At 38.3% G+C, this 16,039-nt stretch carries 14 protein-coding genes and 1 pseudogene; 9 read left to right on the top strand and 6 right to left on the bottom strand.

Annotation, left to right across the window (positions count from 1 at the left end; all coding sequences use genetic code 11):
- Nucleotides 1-590, top strand: a pseudogene (locus tag HRT50_RS13310) (hypothetical protein); the annotation flags it as partial.
- Between the two features lie 99 nt (nt 591-689).
- Here HRT50_RS13310 and HRT50_RS13305 read toward each other — a convergent pair.
- Nucleotides 690-2,042, bottom strand: a complete 1,353-nt coding sequence (locus tag HRT50_RS13305) for a sodium:alanine symporter family protein (RefSeq protein ID WP_291615289.1) — start codon at nt 2,040-2,042, stop codon at nt 690-692.
- 773 nt (nt 2,043-2,815) lie between these two features.
- Between HRT50_RS13305 and HRT50_RS13300 the strand changes: the two genes are divergently transcribed.
- The 4 genes from HRT50_RS13300 (at nt 2,816) to HRT50_RS13285 (ending at nt 6,068) form a co-directional block, all read left to right on the top strand.
- The gene (locus tag HRT50_RS13300) at nt 2,816-3,820 is read left to right on the top strand and encodes a hypothetical protein (RefSeq protein WP_291615288.1); all 1,005 of its coding nucleotides are present in this window, start codon (nt 2,816-2,818) and stop codon (nt 3,818-3,820) included.
- Between the two features lie 228 nt (nt 3,821-4,048).
- Nucleotides 4,049-4,390, top strand: coding sequence for a hypothetical protein (locus tag HRT50_RS13295; protein ID WP_291615287.1), 342 nt, complete (start codon nt 4,049-4,051; stop codon nt 4,388-4,390).
- Between the two features lie 621 nt (nt 4,391-5,011).
- Nucleotides 5,012-5,371 carry a hypothetical protein gene (locus HRT50_RS13290; RefSeq protein ID WP_291615286.1) on the top strand — a complete coding sequence of 120 codons (360 nt, stop codon included), beginning with the start codon at nt 5,012-5,014 and terminating at the stop codon, nt 5,369-5,371.
- A 214-nt stretch (nt 5,372-5,585) separates the two neighbouring features.
- Entirely contained in the window at nt 5,586-6,068 is a 483-nt protein-coding gene (locus tag HRT50_RS13285; RefSeq protein WP_291615285.1) for an FKBP-type peptidyl-prolyl cis-trans isomerase, read from the top strand.
- A gap of 158 nt (nt 6,069-6,226) precedes the next feature.
- Here the strand turns inward: HRT50_RS13285 and HRT50_RS13280 are convergent, their stop codons facing one another.
- A complete protein-coding gene (locus tag HRT50_RS13280) occupies nt 6,227-6,511 on the bottom strand; it encodes a hypothetical protein (protein WP_291615284.1) in 285 nt (94 codons plus the stop codon).
- 262 nt (nt 6,512-6,773) lie between these two features.
- Between HRT50_RS13280 and HRT50_RS13275 the strand changes: the two genes are divergently transcribed.
- Nucleotides 6,774-7,622 carry a PEP-CTERM sorting domain-containing protein gene (locus HRT50_RS13275; RefSeq protein WP_291615283.1) on the top strand — a complete coding sequence of 283 codons (849 nt, stop codon included), beginning with the start codon at nt 6,774-6,776 and terminating at the stop codon, nt 7,620-7,622.
- Between the two features lie 226 nt (nt 7,623-7,848).
- Here the strand turns inward: HRT50_RS13275 and HRT50_RS13270 are convergent, their stop codons facing one another.
- The gene (locus HRT50_RS13270) at nt 7,849-9,132 is read right to left on the bottom strand and encodes a lytic murein transglycosylase (protein WP_291615281.1); all 1,284 of its coding nucleotides are present in this window, start codon (nt 9,130-9,132) and stop codon (nt 7,849-7,851) included.
- A 767-nt stretch (nt 9,133-9,899) separates the two neighbouring features.
- On the opposite strand from HRT50_RS13270, the gene HRT50_RS13265 reads away from it, so the two are divergent.
- Together HRT50_RS13265 and modF are read left to right on the top strand one after the other, a co-directional pair.
- Nucleotides 9,900-10,568, top strand: a complete 669-nt coding sequence (locus HRT50_RS13265; RefSeq protein ID WP_291615280.1) for an OmpA family protein — start codon at nt 9,900-9,902, stop codon at nt 10,566-10,568.
- 461 nt (nt 10,569-11,029) lie between these two features.
- Nucleotides 11,030-12,562 (top strand): molybdate ABC transporter ATP-binding protein ModF, encoded by a 1,533-nt coding sequence (gene modF / locus HRT50_RS13260; protein WP_291615279.1) that lies wholly within the window; start codon nt 11,030-11,032, stop codon nt 12,560-12,562.
- Nucleotides 12,563-12,722: 160 nt separating this feature from the next.
- Here modF and HRT50_RS13255 read toward each other — a convergent pair whose 3' ends face one another.
- Nucleotides 12,723-12,872, bottom strand: coding sequence for a hypothetical protein (locus tag HRT50_RS13255; RefSeq protein ID WP_291615277.1), 150 nt, complete (start codon nt 12,870-12,872; stop codon nt 12,723-12,725).
- A 725-nt stretch (nt 12,873-13,597) separates the two neighbouring features.
- On the opposite strand from HRT50_RS13255, the gene HRT50_RS13250 reads away from it, so the two are divergent.
- Nucleotides 13,598-13,768, top strand: coding sequence for a hypothetical protein (locus HRT50_RS13250; RefSeq protein WP_291615276.1), 171 nt, complete (start codon nt 13,598-13,600; stop codon nt 13,766-13,768).
- Here the strand turns inward: HRT50_RS13250 and HRT50_RS13245 are convergent.
- Nucleotides 13,763-14,551: an amidohydrolase gene (locus HRT50_RS13245; protein ID WP_291615275.1), complete on the bottom strand. Its 789-nt coding sequence runs from the start codon at nt 14,549-14,551 to the stop codon at nt 13,763-13,765. The two genes, HRT50_RS13250 and HRT50_RS13245, sit on opposite strands and share 6 nt — an antisense overlap.
- Entirely contained in the window at nt 14,539-15,669 is a 1,131-nt protein-coding gene (locus HRT50_RS13240) for a methionine aminotransferase (RefSeq protein ID WP_291615290.1), read from the bottom strand. The genes HRT50_RS13245 and HRT50_RS13240 overlap by 13 nt, the downstream gene beginning before the upstream one ends.
- Between the last annotated feature and the right edge of the window lie 370 nt (nt 15,670-16,039).

The raw sequence follows: 16,039 nt of genomic DNA, 5'->3' as shown, positions 1-16,039 counted from the left end.
GTAATTACTTTTATTCATTAAAACATTCTTTGAGCAATGGTGTGAGCTTTGGTCATAGTACAAATGTTCATTATTTCGAAAAACAACGGCATAATTTTTCTTATGCGGAATTAGATAGCTTGTTTGAACAAGGTTTTATCTATCGAGTAGTGCGGCCAGAGCTTTTTTCGATCGGGAGAAATAGAGCTGTTTATATGATTGATGGCATCGCTGTGACTAACACTACAGTGGATAAAGAACAGTGGCACTATATCCCTGGCAAGCGCGAAAATACCCAAGGAGTGGCTTTTCTTAAAGCAAGTTATATTAAAGATGGCATTGAGCAAGCTTTTATATTATTGAAACAATCGGCAGAATTAGGCTATGCACCAGGACAAACCAACTTGGCTGAACTCTACTTAACCTTCACCGATATTGAAGGAAGTGGTGATGTTGAAAATGCGGCTCAATGGCTATTTCAGGCCGCTTTGCAAGGTTATCAGCCAGCAATAGAAAAATATCGGGTGATCTGTCAATTAGAAGAAGCCTGCGATATTGAAGACTTTTATCAAGCGTTAAATGAAGCAGGCACTCATTATCGGATTCATTAAAAGTTGTATTTTCTCACCTCAAAAAATAAAGGAGCACGGTGACAAATAGTAATTCTAGTACTTTGTCACTGCCCCTTTATTCTTATTTAAAAACATCATTTATAAGTAATCTTTTATATATTTTTGTGTAGCCTTTCTTACCTTTGAAGAGAGTAATAGCGTTGATATCATGGTGGGAATTGCCATTAAAGCGTACATGAAGGTGATGAAATTAATCACCATAGACAAGGATGCTACAGCGCCTACGATAATAAGCATCAGGTAAAACTGCTTATAAACCTTTTCAAATGTTTTACCAAACAAAAACTCACTACATTTACTGCCGTAATACCAAAAAGTTAACACAGTGCTAGTACTGAGAAAAAACACCATTACCATTAACAGATAGCTGCCTACGTTTGGAAAGGTTTGCTCAAAGGCATAAACCGTCATGCCAACGCCTTGATGATCTGTGTGCCATGCACCGGTAACCAGCACAGCTAAAGCAGTACATGTGCAGACAATTAACGTATCAACAATGGGGCCAAATGAAGCAACAAATCCTTCTCGAATGGGTTCGTTGGTTTTAGCTGCTCCATGGGCTAAAGATTCAGTGCCTATGCCCGCCTCGTTAGAAAAAGCACCTCGTTGAACCCCGATAATAATAACAGTACCTATAAGTCCTCCAGCAGCAGAGCCTGGATTAAATGCACCTGAAAAAATAAGCATAAATGTTTCAGGTATTTTATGGTAGTTCATCACCAGAAGCACTAATGTCATTATAAAATAACCTATGACCATAATAGGAACAACTTTAGTGGCTACTGCGGTAATTCGTGTTAATTTCCCCATGACGATCCAAGAAATCATCATAAATAATGCCAGACCAACTAGCAGATCAAAAGTGAAGTGATTGTCTGTTTCCGCTAGCCCATAGGGGATGGCAATAACATCTCTTAATATTTGCACTAATTGATTTATTTGAAAAAGAGGCAAGGCACCAAATATGCAGCCGATGCAGAATAACCAAGCTAGGGGTAACCATTTTTTATCTAAGCCTTCTCTAATCACATACATTGGCCCGCCCTGTAATTTGCCACTACGGTCCTCGCCTCGATACATAACAGCTAAAGATGCTGTATAAAATTTGGTTGCAATACCAACGATTGCCGTTAACCACATCCAAAATATTGCTCCTGGCCCGCCCATGGTAATGGCGACAGCTACCCCGGCAATATTTCCAAGACCTAGCGTTCCTGACAGAGCGACAATTAACGCTTGAAAGTGACTAATATCTCCTTTGCTATTCTTTTCATTGTCATACTTGCCACCAATGATGCTAATAGCATGAGCAAGTCTTTTATAGGGCGCTAGTCTAGAATGAATAACAAAATAGGCACCACCGCCGACAAGTAACAAAACCATGGGAAGTCCCCAGGCAAAGTTAACCAAAGTAACTAATATATCTTCCATTTTAACCTTTTCTTAAATATGACAACGTATTGATAAAGCAGCTAACACTATATTCTAGGTTAAAAAAAATTTACAGTTATTAACTCAGAAAAATTAGAAAGGGCTAACACTAGCAACCGCAAAGAAGATAAATGGGAGCATAATTGCGGGCAGAGTAAAATTAGATGATTTGTCGCAGTGACAGCCAAAAGGAAGAGTGAGACTGTCTCCACTCTTTCTTCCCTGCCTTTGGATTCCCCCAGAGCGGCTAGTAAAGGTATTATTTAATTCTCTCAAGTGTTGTTGAGGCTCTTTCAACTAAAGGTGCTGATGGCGAAGACTGCCGCTTTCCATGGACGACTTATATTCTGATCTTAGTGACAGGAATAGTGTTTTACGCTAGTTAAAATTGAAGGTTGAATGTTCTGCTGAGTAGGGCGTCGCAGAATCTAAGAATCTTATTCTGGAATCTTATTCTGCCACCCATAACAACTTGGTTGTAATTATTGGGGAACCCTCAGTATCTGACCCCATTTATTATCAAAGACTGCACAGTAAAGAGTTCACCTTGACGGCTTAATGGAATACTTTGTGGCTTTCTTAAAACGGCTTCAATCTTTGCTAATAATACCTGCACTTTAATTTTATAATTAGGCTGTTCTAACAAAGGCTCAATTCGCCACCTCGTGCGTGAATTTTTTACATCTGGCTCTGCCTCTGATGATAGAATCACTTTATATAGATAAAACCTAGCTAATCAATACTATTAGTTGGTAAATAACAAGGTTACTCCAATGGAATATAAACAAATTGAATTTAAAAAGATCACTATTGATCACTTAACATGCCAGTCTTGTGGCTCTAAGCTGCATAATGTTATTGGAAAACTGACTTATCTGTATTTTTTTTTAGAAGTCATCCCCTTTGTCCCGGTTAAAAAATCCATCAATATCGTCTGTAATCATTGTGATAGCTCTTTTGATGTTGACTCACTTTCATCGTCTGCCTATAAAACACTTAGTAAAAAACTATTCAAATTATATGCCTTGGTCCCCATGTATACGGGCGTTATTATGATTTTACTGGCGTTGTCTTATTGGCAGTATGATAAATATCAGGACAATTTACTCAGTAAAGAATATATTGAAAACCCTAAAGTTAATGATTTTTATTATATTAATCAAACTAGTATTAACGATAAAATACCACCCAATAAAAAGTATGTCTTGGGCAAGGTGGTCAGCCTTACCCCTAACACTGTTTCTTTGGTATTTTCACGCTTTCTTTTTGAAAACGAGTCCTCTTTAGCAAGTGACATACGAGGAGCCAAGGTCATAGATGCCAAGTATTTCAATAAAAAGCATCATGTATTTACCCGCGATAAACTGATTAACTTCTATCAAAACGATACGGTATTATTGGTGCTACGTCCGAAAAACTTAAAGTTGTTTGGCACCATAGTACTGACAACCAACATCGGTGTTAATAGGAAGGTAGAAGGTTATCGTGAAAATAGAATCGGTTTATCTTTTATGTTAGATGCTGATAATAAAGAAAGTTTAGAAGACGCTGAAAGATTCTTCTTGGAATCTGCCAATAAAGGTTATGTTCAAGGGCAACTTAATTTAGCTCGTTTGTATCTTGACAGCAATAAAATAAACCAAGCATTAGAGTGGTCAAAAATAGCAGCATTAAAAGGTTATGATTTGGCGATAGAATTTTATACTCAACACTGTAGCCTTAGTGAAGATTGCGATGTAGCCGCCTTTAATGCAGAACTCATCGAAGTAGGATTTTAATTAACAGGGCTAATTAACTATGCACCTGCTGTTAATTGTTATTCTAACCTCTGCTTCTCCGACTATGATGACTAAGTCTTTATTAACAGAAGTATCTGACTTTAGGTGTGTTCATATCAATAATAGTTTGTTATTTTAATGTATTCTGTCATCAGATTAGCTTATTAGGTAAAGCCCTCTAAGCCACTAAAAAAACAAATTAAATTGGGAGAATGAACAATGGTAAACATGTTAATTACATATCAACTTAATGACGGTGATGTTATTGAAATTAATCATCCAGAAGAGTTTGAGTTTAGAGATTTAGATGGCAATAGTTTAGGCAATGCTGAGGTTATCAAGCTTCATAATAATGATCTTATATTGGCTGAAGCCGCATTTGTGATCTCAGCCGAACATGAGAAAATTATTATACCAAGCGATGCTGCATTCATGGAATCAAAAGCAGGAGCAAAACAACCGTTCGATTTTAATGGCCTGGTAAAAGTCTGTGGTTTTTCTTCTGTTAAATATAAATTTGATAGACAAGGTGATGAGAGCTCTGCTTGGGTTGTCGCCTATCCTCTGTAATAATTAGGGGCAGAGTAAAGTTAAATGATTTGTCGCCACCGCGAGGTCAAGCAGGCGGTCACACTCAAGCCTACCAATGAATCAAATAAAAGATAAATGGTGGGCGCTTTGGGGGATTGAAAAGGGCAGCGGGTGTTCCCTTTTTGTACAGTCGTCACCCGACACCAAGTAGGGAGCCGGGCTGCAAATAAACCATTAAGTACTAAGGCAATGAAAAGGATGGAGTTGTTCACGGATGAATTATCTTACCAGCGCAATTCTATGTTGCACTCAAATTAAATAATGATTTTACTGTCGCCTAAAAGCGACACAACTCTAATCTACCACAAAATATCTACTCGTTGTTTTCTAAGAATTTATAACGCTATTCACTAATAATTTAGATCTAAATAGCCACGTCATCTTTTCATCTGTTGCCGGGTGGCGACAGTATTACCATCGTTTTCTTTCAACGTCTGCTTAAAATAGTTTAAAAACAGCTTATTACCACTATGGTGTGTTTTGTGCTAACAAAGTCAACAAAGGTAAAATATAAATTAAGACCTATTTATTACGAAAGTTGCTTGAGTTGCAATCGACATTCACATAATAAATGGCCTAAAACCAAAACAGGTAATTTACATGTCTAAGAATATTTCTACTTCTCTCCAGAAAACAGCAACTCGTTGCATTAAAATTGATAATTGGATTTTTGAAATTAAAGCGGTTCGAGCGATACGCGTAGAGGAATATGGGCAGCCTTATTCGGGTATCGCAAATATAAATATTAATGGCAATAAAGCTTATATTGATGGGTTAATGACAAATTCAAATATTGAGTTTGGCCGAGAAGATTTTGCGGCTTTTAAAGCCTATTTACAACAATTAGATATTACTAAAGTCGACTTTGACCGTTATAAAAACCAAGAAGCTATTGCTAAATCATTGGATGTTCCACCATTAATTGCCCGTTCAACAGCGCTAAAATTAGTGGTCACCTGATGATTCATCAATAAATAGGCGCATGGTTATCCCATTAAAATAATAGTGTGCTAGATAAGATGAATTGTTTACTTTAAAGTCATGACTTTAAAGTAACTTAGTTATAAAATCAGCTTTCCAATTAGTCATAACGAAGTGAAAAATAACTTTTCCAAACGCCATATTTAATTTACTAAATCACAAAACACCCTATTTATTAGTCGAGAGTAAGAAGATGTTAATACGCACTTTATTCGTCAGTTTTACTTGTTCCTTGATGTTTGCTTGCGCTAGTTCAAACAACTCAGGTAGCGTGTATAGCCCTGAAGAAATCAATGCACACTGGTTAAAAATGAACCTTAAACGAGAGGGAGTGATAGTCACTGACTCGGGGTTGCAGTACAAAATTTTAGAACATAGTACTGGTTGTAAACCTGATGCTGATTATAAAGTTACAGTGCACTATAAAATGTTGTCAGCTAGATCGAAACGAATTATCGACAGTAGTTATCAACGCGGTAACCCCGATAAGTTTCAGCTAGCTAAAATGGTTAAAGGATGGCGTGAAGGTGTACCTATGATGAAGGTTGGTGAAACTTGGGAGCTTTATATACCGCCCCATTTAGCCTATGGCAGCAGAGGTTCACCAGGATCAGTTGCGCCCAATAGCGTACTTATCTCGCAAATCACACTTGTTGATGCACATTGCCAAGACTAGTCACTAAATCATAGGCGATATTAATAAAATGGTAATAAATGGGGTCGGTGACAGTTAATAATTATAATTAATTGTTATTGTCACTGCCTCTTTAATTCTGTTTTAACTCGGCTTTAATTAATCCATAAACCTTCAAGTTTTATACTCGCAGCTATCATTTAGAAAAAAAATTTAGCCCAAGTCAATGTATCTGTATCTACTGCTTTTTCGGGATAAGTGAATGTCGTAGAGTCCTCATTGTGATAAATGCCGCTTACGCTGATCATGATATTCCAAGTATCACCAATAAATTTCTTACGGAGAATTTGCATTTCCGTATGAGAACCCTTCAAAAATTTGGTTTTTAAGCCATCCTCTGATTCTACTCTGCCTGCATAAGGTACCCAAAAACCACTTATGTATATTTCAATCACTGAGTGAGTGTCTGCTATATCGCGCGCCATAATAGTGATTGAAGCAGCTGATAGTAAAGGTTTTACGACTAATTCCGGTTGATTACCCCCCTTTTTTTAGTGTCGGGTTACTTAACACTTTTCGTCGTTATAATTGTTAATGCAGTAACAAGTAATTGTTTTGGTTGGTTTATGCTCGGTTGGTTCGATAATTGCTTATGGCCAGTCATAAGTACTTTAGTCGCAGTTGATGCTAAATACTGTGACAGTTGTGCATGACGAGAAAATAATTATAGATCGAATAGGAAATAGAATGGGAATTTTAACCAAGGCTATCGCGATAGCAGGTTTTAGTGCGATGACTTCTTTGGTTTCGGCAACGCCGATTAATTTGGGCGCAGCGGGTAGTTACACCTTGCTGAGCGCGGGTGAGCAGTTTCCCGTCGGCGGGACTATGGTACTGGGCTCTGAGGCTCAAATTTGGGGTGATGTTGGTGCGCGTAATTACTTGAGTACAGCCCCTGGCGTGAAAATACACGGTAATCTGCACGGCGGCTATATAAATGCATCGCCGGGATTGGTTGTAGATGGCGAGACGCTAGAACTAAGTGATTCCGAGTGGGATGTGATTTTTTCAGATCTTGAAGCTGCGGTTTTTAGTGCGGCTAGTCTCGGTGGTAGCCTTCTTTCCTCAGTGAATAGCACTCAGGTACTGACTGCCTCTGGCTCCGGGCTTGATGCCTTTATTATTGATGGAGATATCCATTTGGCTGGCGGCGACACGCTTACTTTAAGTGGCTCTGCTATCGATGAGTTTGTAATTAATATCACCGGTAACTTTTTTCTGGGTGGCGGATCTGCAATTCAGCTGGATGGTGTGTTGTCATCTAATGTATTGTTCAACTTCCTGGACATAGGCTGTACCGCCAATGTGGCTGCGGGCTCTTTTGCGGGCACGTACATTTCTTCTGGGTGTAATTGGATCCTTGGTGACGGCTTAATCTTGGCGGAAACCCAAATCCTGGCTGGTAATATCCCAACGGCTAACTTACAAGATGTTATTGGTGTGCCGGTAACTGTTGCTGTTCCCGAGCCTTCATCCATCGTATTGATGCTGATGTCTCTATTTGGTCTGACCCTAATTCGTAAGAAAACCATCTAACAAAGCATTGTGAGTTAGCTCTAGCGCTTTTTCTGTCTGCAAGCCATAAAACTAATAGGGCAGAGTAAGTTTGAATGATTTGTCGCGGTGGTGTCTCGCCCTAGAGCGTAGTCGCCACCGCGACCTTAAGTAGGAAAGTAAAAAACAAGCCTTGGCGTTAACGCCAAAATATCAATGTAGCATTGCGCTATTAGGTTACTTGGTCAGGCATCAAGCAACTTTATCATTAACTCCCTTGATTGGTACTGGGCGTTATAGGCTCAATTTTACTCATCACTGACTTAATTGTTAAAAAAACTTCTTTATTTGGATAGCCATCGGCAATAAGTTGATTTTGTAGCTGAAATAAGCGAATGGCATGTCTGCTTTTAGGCCCCCAAATGCCATCGGGTTCACCTGTTTCAAACGCTAACGAATTAAGCTGGCTTTGTAGATTTCTCATTTCAGCAACACTATAAGGTTTCACCTTAGTTTGCTCTTTTTGAAAAAACTCAATGTCTTTAGCGCCAACCAATTTATTGGCCAATATGCCTACTGATAGCGCATAGCTTTTCGACAGATTCCACGTCATGATCACATTGAAATTAGGGTAAAGTAAAAATGCTGGCCCTTGATGGCCTGAAGGTAAATAAAGCTCAGCTTGAATATCATAAATAGGTAATGGTTGATTGTTAGTTTTTTGAACACCTAACTGCTGAAAATAATTAAGTGGGTAATATTGATCAAAAGCCACTTTATCGAAGGCAAAGTTTTCTGGTAATTTAACTTCTCTGCCCCAGCGTTCTTTGGTTTGCCAATCGATTTTACTTAAGTAATTAGCCGCCGTTGTTAGTGCATCAACCTCACTATTCCAAACATCCACTTTGCCATCATTATCACCATCAACAGCGTATTTTAATAACGCTGAAGGCATAAATTGCATATGCCCCATTGCACCGGCCCAAGAGCCCTTTAGTTGCTCAACAGAAACTTGTTCTGTTTCAATTAAGGTGAACAAGTTTAATAATTCTTGAGTAAAAAACTCACTACGGCGTTGATCACAGGCTAATGTTGCTAAGGCATCAAGTACCGACATTTTACCTTTGTGTTTACCAAAAACGGTTTCTAAGCCCCAAAAAGACACTAAATATTGGCGGGGAATGCCGTATTTTTTTTCTAATGAGTCAAATAGCTTTTTGTTTTTTCTTAATTTTTCATCACCTACTCGAACATGGTAAGCAGTAACTCTTGCCTTAATATATTGCTCAAAAGTTTGGGTAAATTCGGGTTGTTTTTTATCTAAAGCAATCACTTGCTCAATAGGGGAAATATTATTAATAACCGTTTGCGTTATATAGGAAGAAAACCCAGCGGTTTCAGCGCGTTCAGCTAAATTAACTTTGCATTGAATAAAATCTTGGTCGGCAATTGTTGCATTAGCAAGTATAGGGAAAAGTGAGCAGATGATGATTAATTTTTTACTATTAAAAAGATTTAGTACCTGATTAACAAATGGCTTTGACGAGTGCATAAATGAGCATTCCTTGGCTAAAACTGAAATTGAAAATATAATACCAATTACACTAACTAAGTGATCATTTTCAAATGGCCTAAAGTTCCAATAACATCGTTGCTTTCAATCCCAATAGCCAGCTATTGCTCAATCAAGCGCCTTGTTCTTGAAAATTTATTCTCATTGCTTATTTTAAAATGAAAGCTGGAAGCTTAATTAATCCAAATGGTATAAGAAGTAATACCATGGCTAAATTTTACATTGATAACAATGATTAAATTATCGTTTTAATTAAAAAATGACATGTTTTACTTAGTTCAGCCAAGATTTAATTTTCATTTTAGCTGCTCGAGTGGCATGGAAATTCCAAAAGCGAGCTTCATATAAATGGTCTGTAACGCCCCATTTGCTATGATCGCCGTCGCGACGCTAAGCATAAAATGAAAACTCCAAACAATGGCGTTGCACACTGGTTATTACTTCATAAAAAATTGGTGTTCACGTGATATGGTTGGACAACCTAAATAGTTTGAATTATATATATATTACAACACGTTATTCTAGTGATTGCTTAAGGGAACTTGAACCTCATACATATTAAGTATAAAATTATTTCAGTTTTATATTTTTACGTTTTCGTAAAATATTCAAACCCGACTGCTAATCGGTTTTTTTGTGTTTGTAATTCATATTAAAAAAGCAGTAGTCGCAATAACCTCTTAAAGTAATTTATTAATAGCCATCGCTTCTTCGAAGTCGCTATAAGGCTAATACAGGAAACCTCCATGAAAAAATTGATCATCACCGCTTCAGCTATATTGTTGTTACAAGGCTGTACAACATTTGACCCCTACACAGGTGAAAGTAAAACTACCAAAACGGCTATAGGAGCAGCTACGGGAGCCAGCTTAGCTGCTGTTGTCGCTTATATTGCTAATAAAGATGAAGACAGCAATACACGTAATAAACGTATTCTGGCCGCAGGAGCAGGTGGCGCGGCTATCGGCGGTGGTATTGGCTTTTATATGGACGCTCAAGAAGCGAAATTACGCAAGCAACTACGAGATAGTGGCGTAAGTATTCAGCGTGAAGGTGACAAAATTAACCTGATCATGCCGGGCAATATTATCTTTGCTACAAACAGCGCTAACATTAATAGCAATTTTACTGAGGTGTTAAGTTCAGTTGCTTTAGTACTTGAAGAATATAACCAAACCGTCATTGTAGTTGCTGGCCATACAGACTCCAGTGGTTCTGCTCAGCATAACCAAAGATTATCTGAAGACCGTGCAAACTCTGTAGCTCAATTCCTACGTAGAGAAAAAATTCTTAGTGATCGTTTTGAGATAATAGGCTTTGGCGAAGATCAACCTGTAGCAAACAATAATACAGCTGGTGGGCGCGAGATTAATCGTCGTGTTGAAATTACATTATTACCTATTGTTGAGTCATAAAAAGTAGCGAAAAAATCAACTCTGATACAATTTTAAATGTTAATTTTTGACTTCTGGCTTAATTGAATTTTAGTGATAAGTCGCGGCGACGCCACCCAGAAGAAAGAGTGAGACAGCCTCACTCTTTCTTTTTTATATTCATCTCCTGGAATATCTCTGAGCTGTTAATAAATGTTTTCTTAGTTTATTCAAGTGTATCGAACCTTTTAATAGGGGCGCTGAAGGCACTGCTGTACGTCGTTCCTTGGATGTGATCGCCACTGGGATGCCAAGCAAGTAAATAAACTCTATGCTTTTGAGCTTAACACTCGCGATTGCAGATAAATGTAGTGGCCACCACGATGCAAAATAGAAAAAGATGCCAAGTCTCAGTTAAATATAACTAATAATATTTTGATCGTAGCTTTTAAATAAGCAAAATTAGTATAATTAAACATCCATACTTTACTTTGCTGTATCACATGTTATCTATTGAGAAATTACACTTTCAGTTATCTAGCAAATCACCGAACTCATTACCGAATACTTCACCGGTTAAGCCACCAAATAAGTCATCGTTATCAATTGAGCAATTATCTTTAGAAAAAGGTGAGTCACTGCTCGTGCTAGGCGATAACGCCAGTGGTAAATCTGTGTTAGCGCAAATATTGGCCGGGGAAATAACGAATTATCAAGGTAGTGTAACTTTAACTGAAAAATTCACTACCTTAAGCTTTGAATTAGAAGCGCAAACCTTAGCGCAAGACCGCCTGAACGATCGCAGTGATTATATGGAAGGAGCGGTAGATAATGGCCGTACCGCGCGCGAAATAATTATTGATGATAATCCATTCTTACAAAAAGACTTAGAGGAAATAGTTGCGCTATTAGCTATTGAAAAGTTGCTCGAAAAACCTTTTAAAATATTATCTACCGGTGAAACACGAAAGATATTAATGGCACGAGCATTAATGTTGAAACCGCAAGTAATGTTACTAGACGAACCTTATGCAGGGCTAGATATTGGCTCGCAGGCACATTTAAGTAGTGTGCTTAATTCATTGGTGGCGCAAGGTGTTAGCATTATTTTATTTGATTTTTATCATCAAAGCCTACCCAGTAGTATTGAAAACTTAATCTATATGCAAAAGGGTAAAATAATACTTTCAGGTAAGCGAAAGGAAATTATCGCCTCTGAGCAATGGCAGCAACTTAATGAAAGCCATTATAGTCTGCCACACCATTTACCCGACTGTTTAACGTACGATAGCCTGGAAAAAAACAAAACATTGGTGTCGGTTAATAATGTTTCAGTAAGTTTTGATCAAAAACCAATATTCAATGCACTCAACTGGCAGTTTGAGCAAGGCCAACATTGGCGTATTATTGGGCCAAATGGCTGTGGTAAATCAACCCTATTAGCAATGATTTCTGGCGATAGTCCAAAAGCTTACGGCAAAGATATTCATTTATTTGGTGTAAAGCGTGGCAGTGGTGAATCTATTTGGGATATAAAGCGTCATTACGGTTTAGTGAGCGCACAATTACATCGAGATTACCGGGTATCAACAACGTTAATCAAAGTGGTACTTTCAGGTTTTTACGATAGTATCGGTTTGTATGATAGCCCGAGCCGACAGCAAGTGATTATTGCTCGTCAGTGGTTAGTTTTACTAGGACTAGAGCAGCATGAAAATACTTACTTTAATCAACTTTCATACGGTGAACAGCGCTTAGTATTAATTGCCCGCGCCGTGGTGAAGTTACCGATGATTTTGATTTTAGATGAGCCATGCCAAGGCTTAGACAATCATAACCGTGAGAAAGTTTTAGCGTTAATGGACTATATTGCGGCAAACAGTAAAACCCACCTTTTATTTGTCAGTCATGATCTAAGAGATCAGCTTAAATGTATTACCCATGAGCTTGAATTTGTAAGACAAAGTAGTGATAAAATACTAGCAAGTGATGGTGAAAATATTTTAGGCTACATTGCTAAGACAACCAAAAAGTAACGAGTTCTGTTCAAATATATAGAAATAAATAAAGGTAATAAATTGGGCAAAGATAACTATTGATAGATTTCTGCGACGACAAACATAGCATTACTACTCCAAGCAAGGCAGGGCGCTGGAGTTCGCCCCTTTAAATTACTATGCAATAAAACTCAGCCTGTTATCGTCGGGTTAAATCACTTTGGCTCTTTAAGCCTAACTTTTGTTCTTTATAAGACTGGATCATAGTTTTACTTCTATTTTTACTTTTTTCTTTATGCGAGTTAACGCCTTTAAATAGTGCTACTTGGCTAATGTCTTTATTGTTCATGATCGTTATCCTTGTTTTATTAAGAGTTACCAGTCAAAGCTCAGTCTTAACATCATTTATATATGTGGTGACTTGTTGTTAAATGTCATTGAAGCACTGAAGTGAGTGAGTAAATGATACTTAAGTATTACGGATGTTACTTTGCACGGAGTGACAACCACTATGCCATTTGCGCCAACCTGAGTTTATTTGGCTGTAATAGGGCTAAGAATAAATAAAAGGCTTGGTGATAGTTTAAAAGTATTCCTGTTTTCTGAATGGTTTTTCGCGGTGGCAATAACAACCAAACGAGCATGATTTCCGTAACTTAAGGATTATTTTTACCATGAGCTTAGCGGCAGGTTCTGTGGGCTACGCTAGTGGTGATTGTGTCCTCTGGGTAGTAGGGCGTAGCAGGGATTCCTGGAGAGGCGGTACGTCGCCCACGAACTTATTATGGCTAAGCCTCGTTCACAACAGGTTAGTTTATTAGATACCCGGTATTATCACATTTTCCGCCAAACTGTTCGGAAGGCACTTTTGTGTGAGCTAGATAAGGATACTTCACCTCAGTGATGAAAGCTGGCTGAAACTGACCACGGACTTTGAATGTATCGTCACTGGCGTCGTGGGTACAGCGGAACACTTTTACTTTATCAGTGGGCTTTATTCCTAAAACTATTCTTAGCAAATAGTTAAATTTCTCATATGCTTTTCATATGGAAATGGGAGCAGAGTAAATTTTAATGATTTATCGCGGTGGCGACGACAGCCAAGAGCAAGAGTGGGCTGTCTCTACTCTTACCTCTGCCTTTGGGATTCACCTGAGCGAATACATCAAACTCAAATTAACACTAAATATGAGTCGCGACACAGAGAGTAACGCGCTAAATAACAGCGTTACTCACTCGTTATAATAATTTAAATTCGTCGGCATCTAAAAATGCCGGGAAGTCATCTTTGAATTTCGCCAGCTTGCTAAAGTCGAGTTGCGTGGTAATGATTTGTTGTTGATTATCCGCAGCACAAACAATGTTTTCACCGGTAAAATCAATGATAGTGGTACCACCAGAATGAGGGGTATTGCTACCGTCTACACCTATACGATTCACGCCAACAACAAAGCTTTGATTTTCCATTGCTCGTGCTTTTAATAAAGTATCCCAGACATGACGTCGCGCCGCAGGCCAATTAGCGACATTGACCATAAGGTCATAATCTTGGCAATTTCTAGACCAAACGGGAAAGCGTAAATCGTAACAAACCAATGGCAGTATTTTGATGCCGTTAATGGATATTACTTTTCTATTTTTGCCTTGTTCAACATGGTCTTGCTCTTTACCTAAACGAAATAAATGACGTTTGTCGTAATGTTCAACCGTGCCATTTGCAAATACCCAATAAAAACGGTTCACCTTTTTATCGTTTTGGCTCACTAAAACACTGCCAGCTACTACGCAGTTATATTGTCGTGCTATTTTCTTTAGCCAGGCTAACGCAAAGCCGCCACCTTCGGGCTCTTGTACATTGCTTTTATTAATACAAAAACCCGTTGAAAAGGTTTCTGGTAGTAATAATAGGTCGACAGCAGCATTGTCAGTAAAGTGATTTTTGATGATCTGCTCTAAGTGATTAAAATTGGCTTGTTGATCTAACCAATGAATATCGTATTGCACTGCGGCTATGGTTAAAGTTGACATAATATTTGTGCTGCTTTAAGTAAAGTGTCGTCATTTTTAGCAAAACAGAGTCGGATAACTTTATTGTTTTGCTGATAAGCCTGCCGTTGCTCTGCTGGGTGAAATGGGCTGAGCGGAATAGCGGCAACGCCTATTTCTTTGGTTAACCACTGACAAAATTCACGGTCATTGAGCTGTGATATTGCCGAATAATCCAATAATAAGAAATAAGTACCTTTTGAGGGACGTAGGGTAAAACGAGAGCCTTGTAGTGCGTTTATGAGCACATCTCTTTTTTGCTGATAGAAACCTGCTAACTCGGTGATATGTGCTGGTTGCGCTTTTAACATTTGCGCAATGGCAATTTGTGCTGGGGTAAAAGAGCAAAAGGTAACGTATTGATGAATCTTTCTAAATTCGGTCATAAGCTCATCGGGTGCGGCGCAATAACCCATTTTCCAGCCAGTACAGTGAAATGTTTTACCAAAGCTAGAGATGACAAAGGCGCGTTTAAACAATTCAGGATAACGCAAAACACTCTCATGACGTAAACCGTCAAAGGTCATGTGCTCATATACTTCGTCGCTGATGACATATAAATTATATTTATTAACCAAGCCTTGTAACGTACTAAGATCAGCTTGACTCAATATTGAGCCGGTTGGATTGTGTGGACTGTTGATAATAATAGCGCGTGTTTTTGCATTGATGTTTTGTTCTACCACGGCCCAGTTTATTGCATAACTTGGCGCAGCAAGTGTGATATGGCGACAAATTCCTCCAGCAAGTTCAACAGCAGGCTCATAAGAGTCGTAGGCGGGATCAAAAATAATCACTTCATCACCTGGGCGAACTAGGGTTTGTATCGCGACCCATAATGCTTCGGTAGCACCTGAGGTAATAGTGACGTTGTTTAGCCCGTCGAGCTTTTGTCCATGGGGTAAATGCGTTTGATACTGTCTATGTACCATGTTGGCAATTTCAGTTAACAGCTCAGGCAAACCGTTTGATGGTGAATATTGATTCTTGCCTTCATTAATGGCTTGATTAATTTTATCTTTCAAAAGAGCAGGCGGTTCAAATTCAGGAAAGCCTTGCGACAAATTAATGGCTTGATACTGATTGGCCATTATCGACATCTCAGTGAAAATACTGGTCTCTACATTAGGCAGTTTACTGGTAAAAGAAGATGACACTAAAGACTCTCTTATTTTTTAAGTAGTGAATGTTTATATGAAAATAGTTTAAGTGGCTATTACTTAAATAAGGTTCAAGTGGCTTTTTAAAATAGACAGTGAACCGATAAATCAATGTTATGACTAACTGCTTATTAGTTCAATCGTTATCAGCTGTTAATCGATAGCGGAACAAAGTTAACTTTCAGTTTTAGTCGAGTAGCGGCCAAAAGAGTTCTAAAAATGGAGTTTGATATTAGATAATTGGACTCCCTCACCCTTAACGAGTGAGGTAATATAAAAGTTACCACACCAATATATTAAAAGAGTCCAG

It is taken from the genome of Colwellia sp., from assembly GCF_013215345.1.
GTDB lineage: Bacteria > Pseudomonadota > Gammaproteobacteria > Enterobacterales > Alteromonadaceae > Colwellia.
Note: the sequence above shows the minus strand (reverse complement) of the source record. Positions and strands in the feature narration are given on the sequence as shown.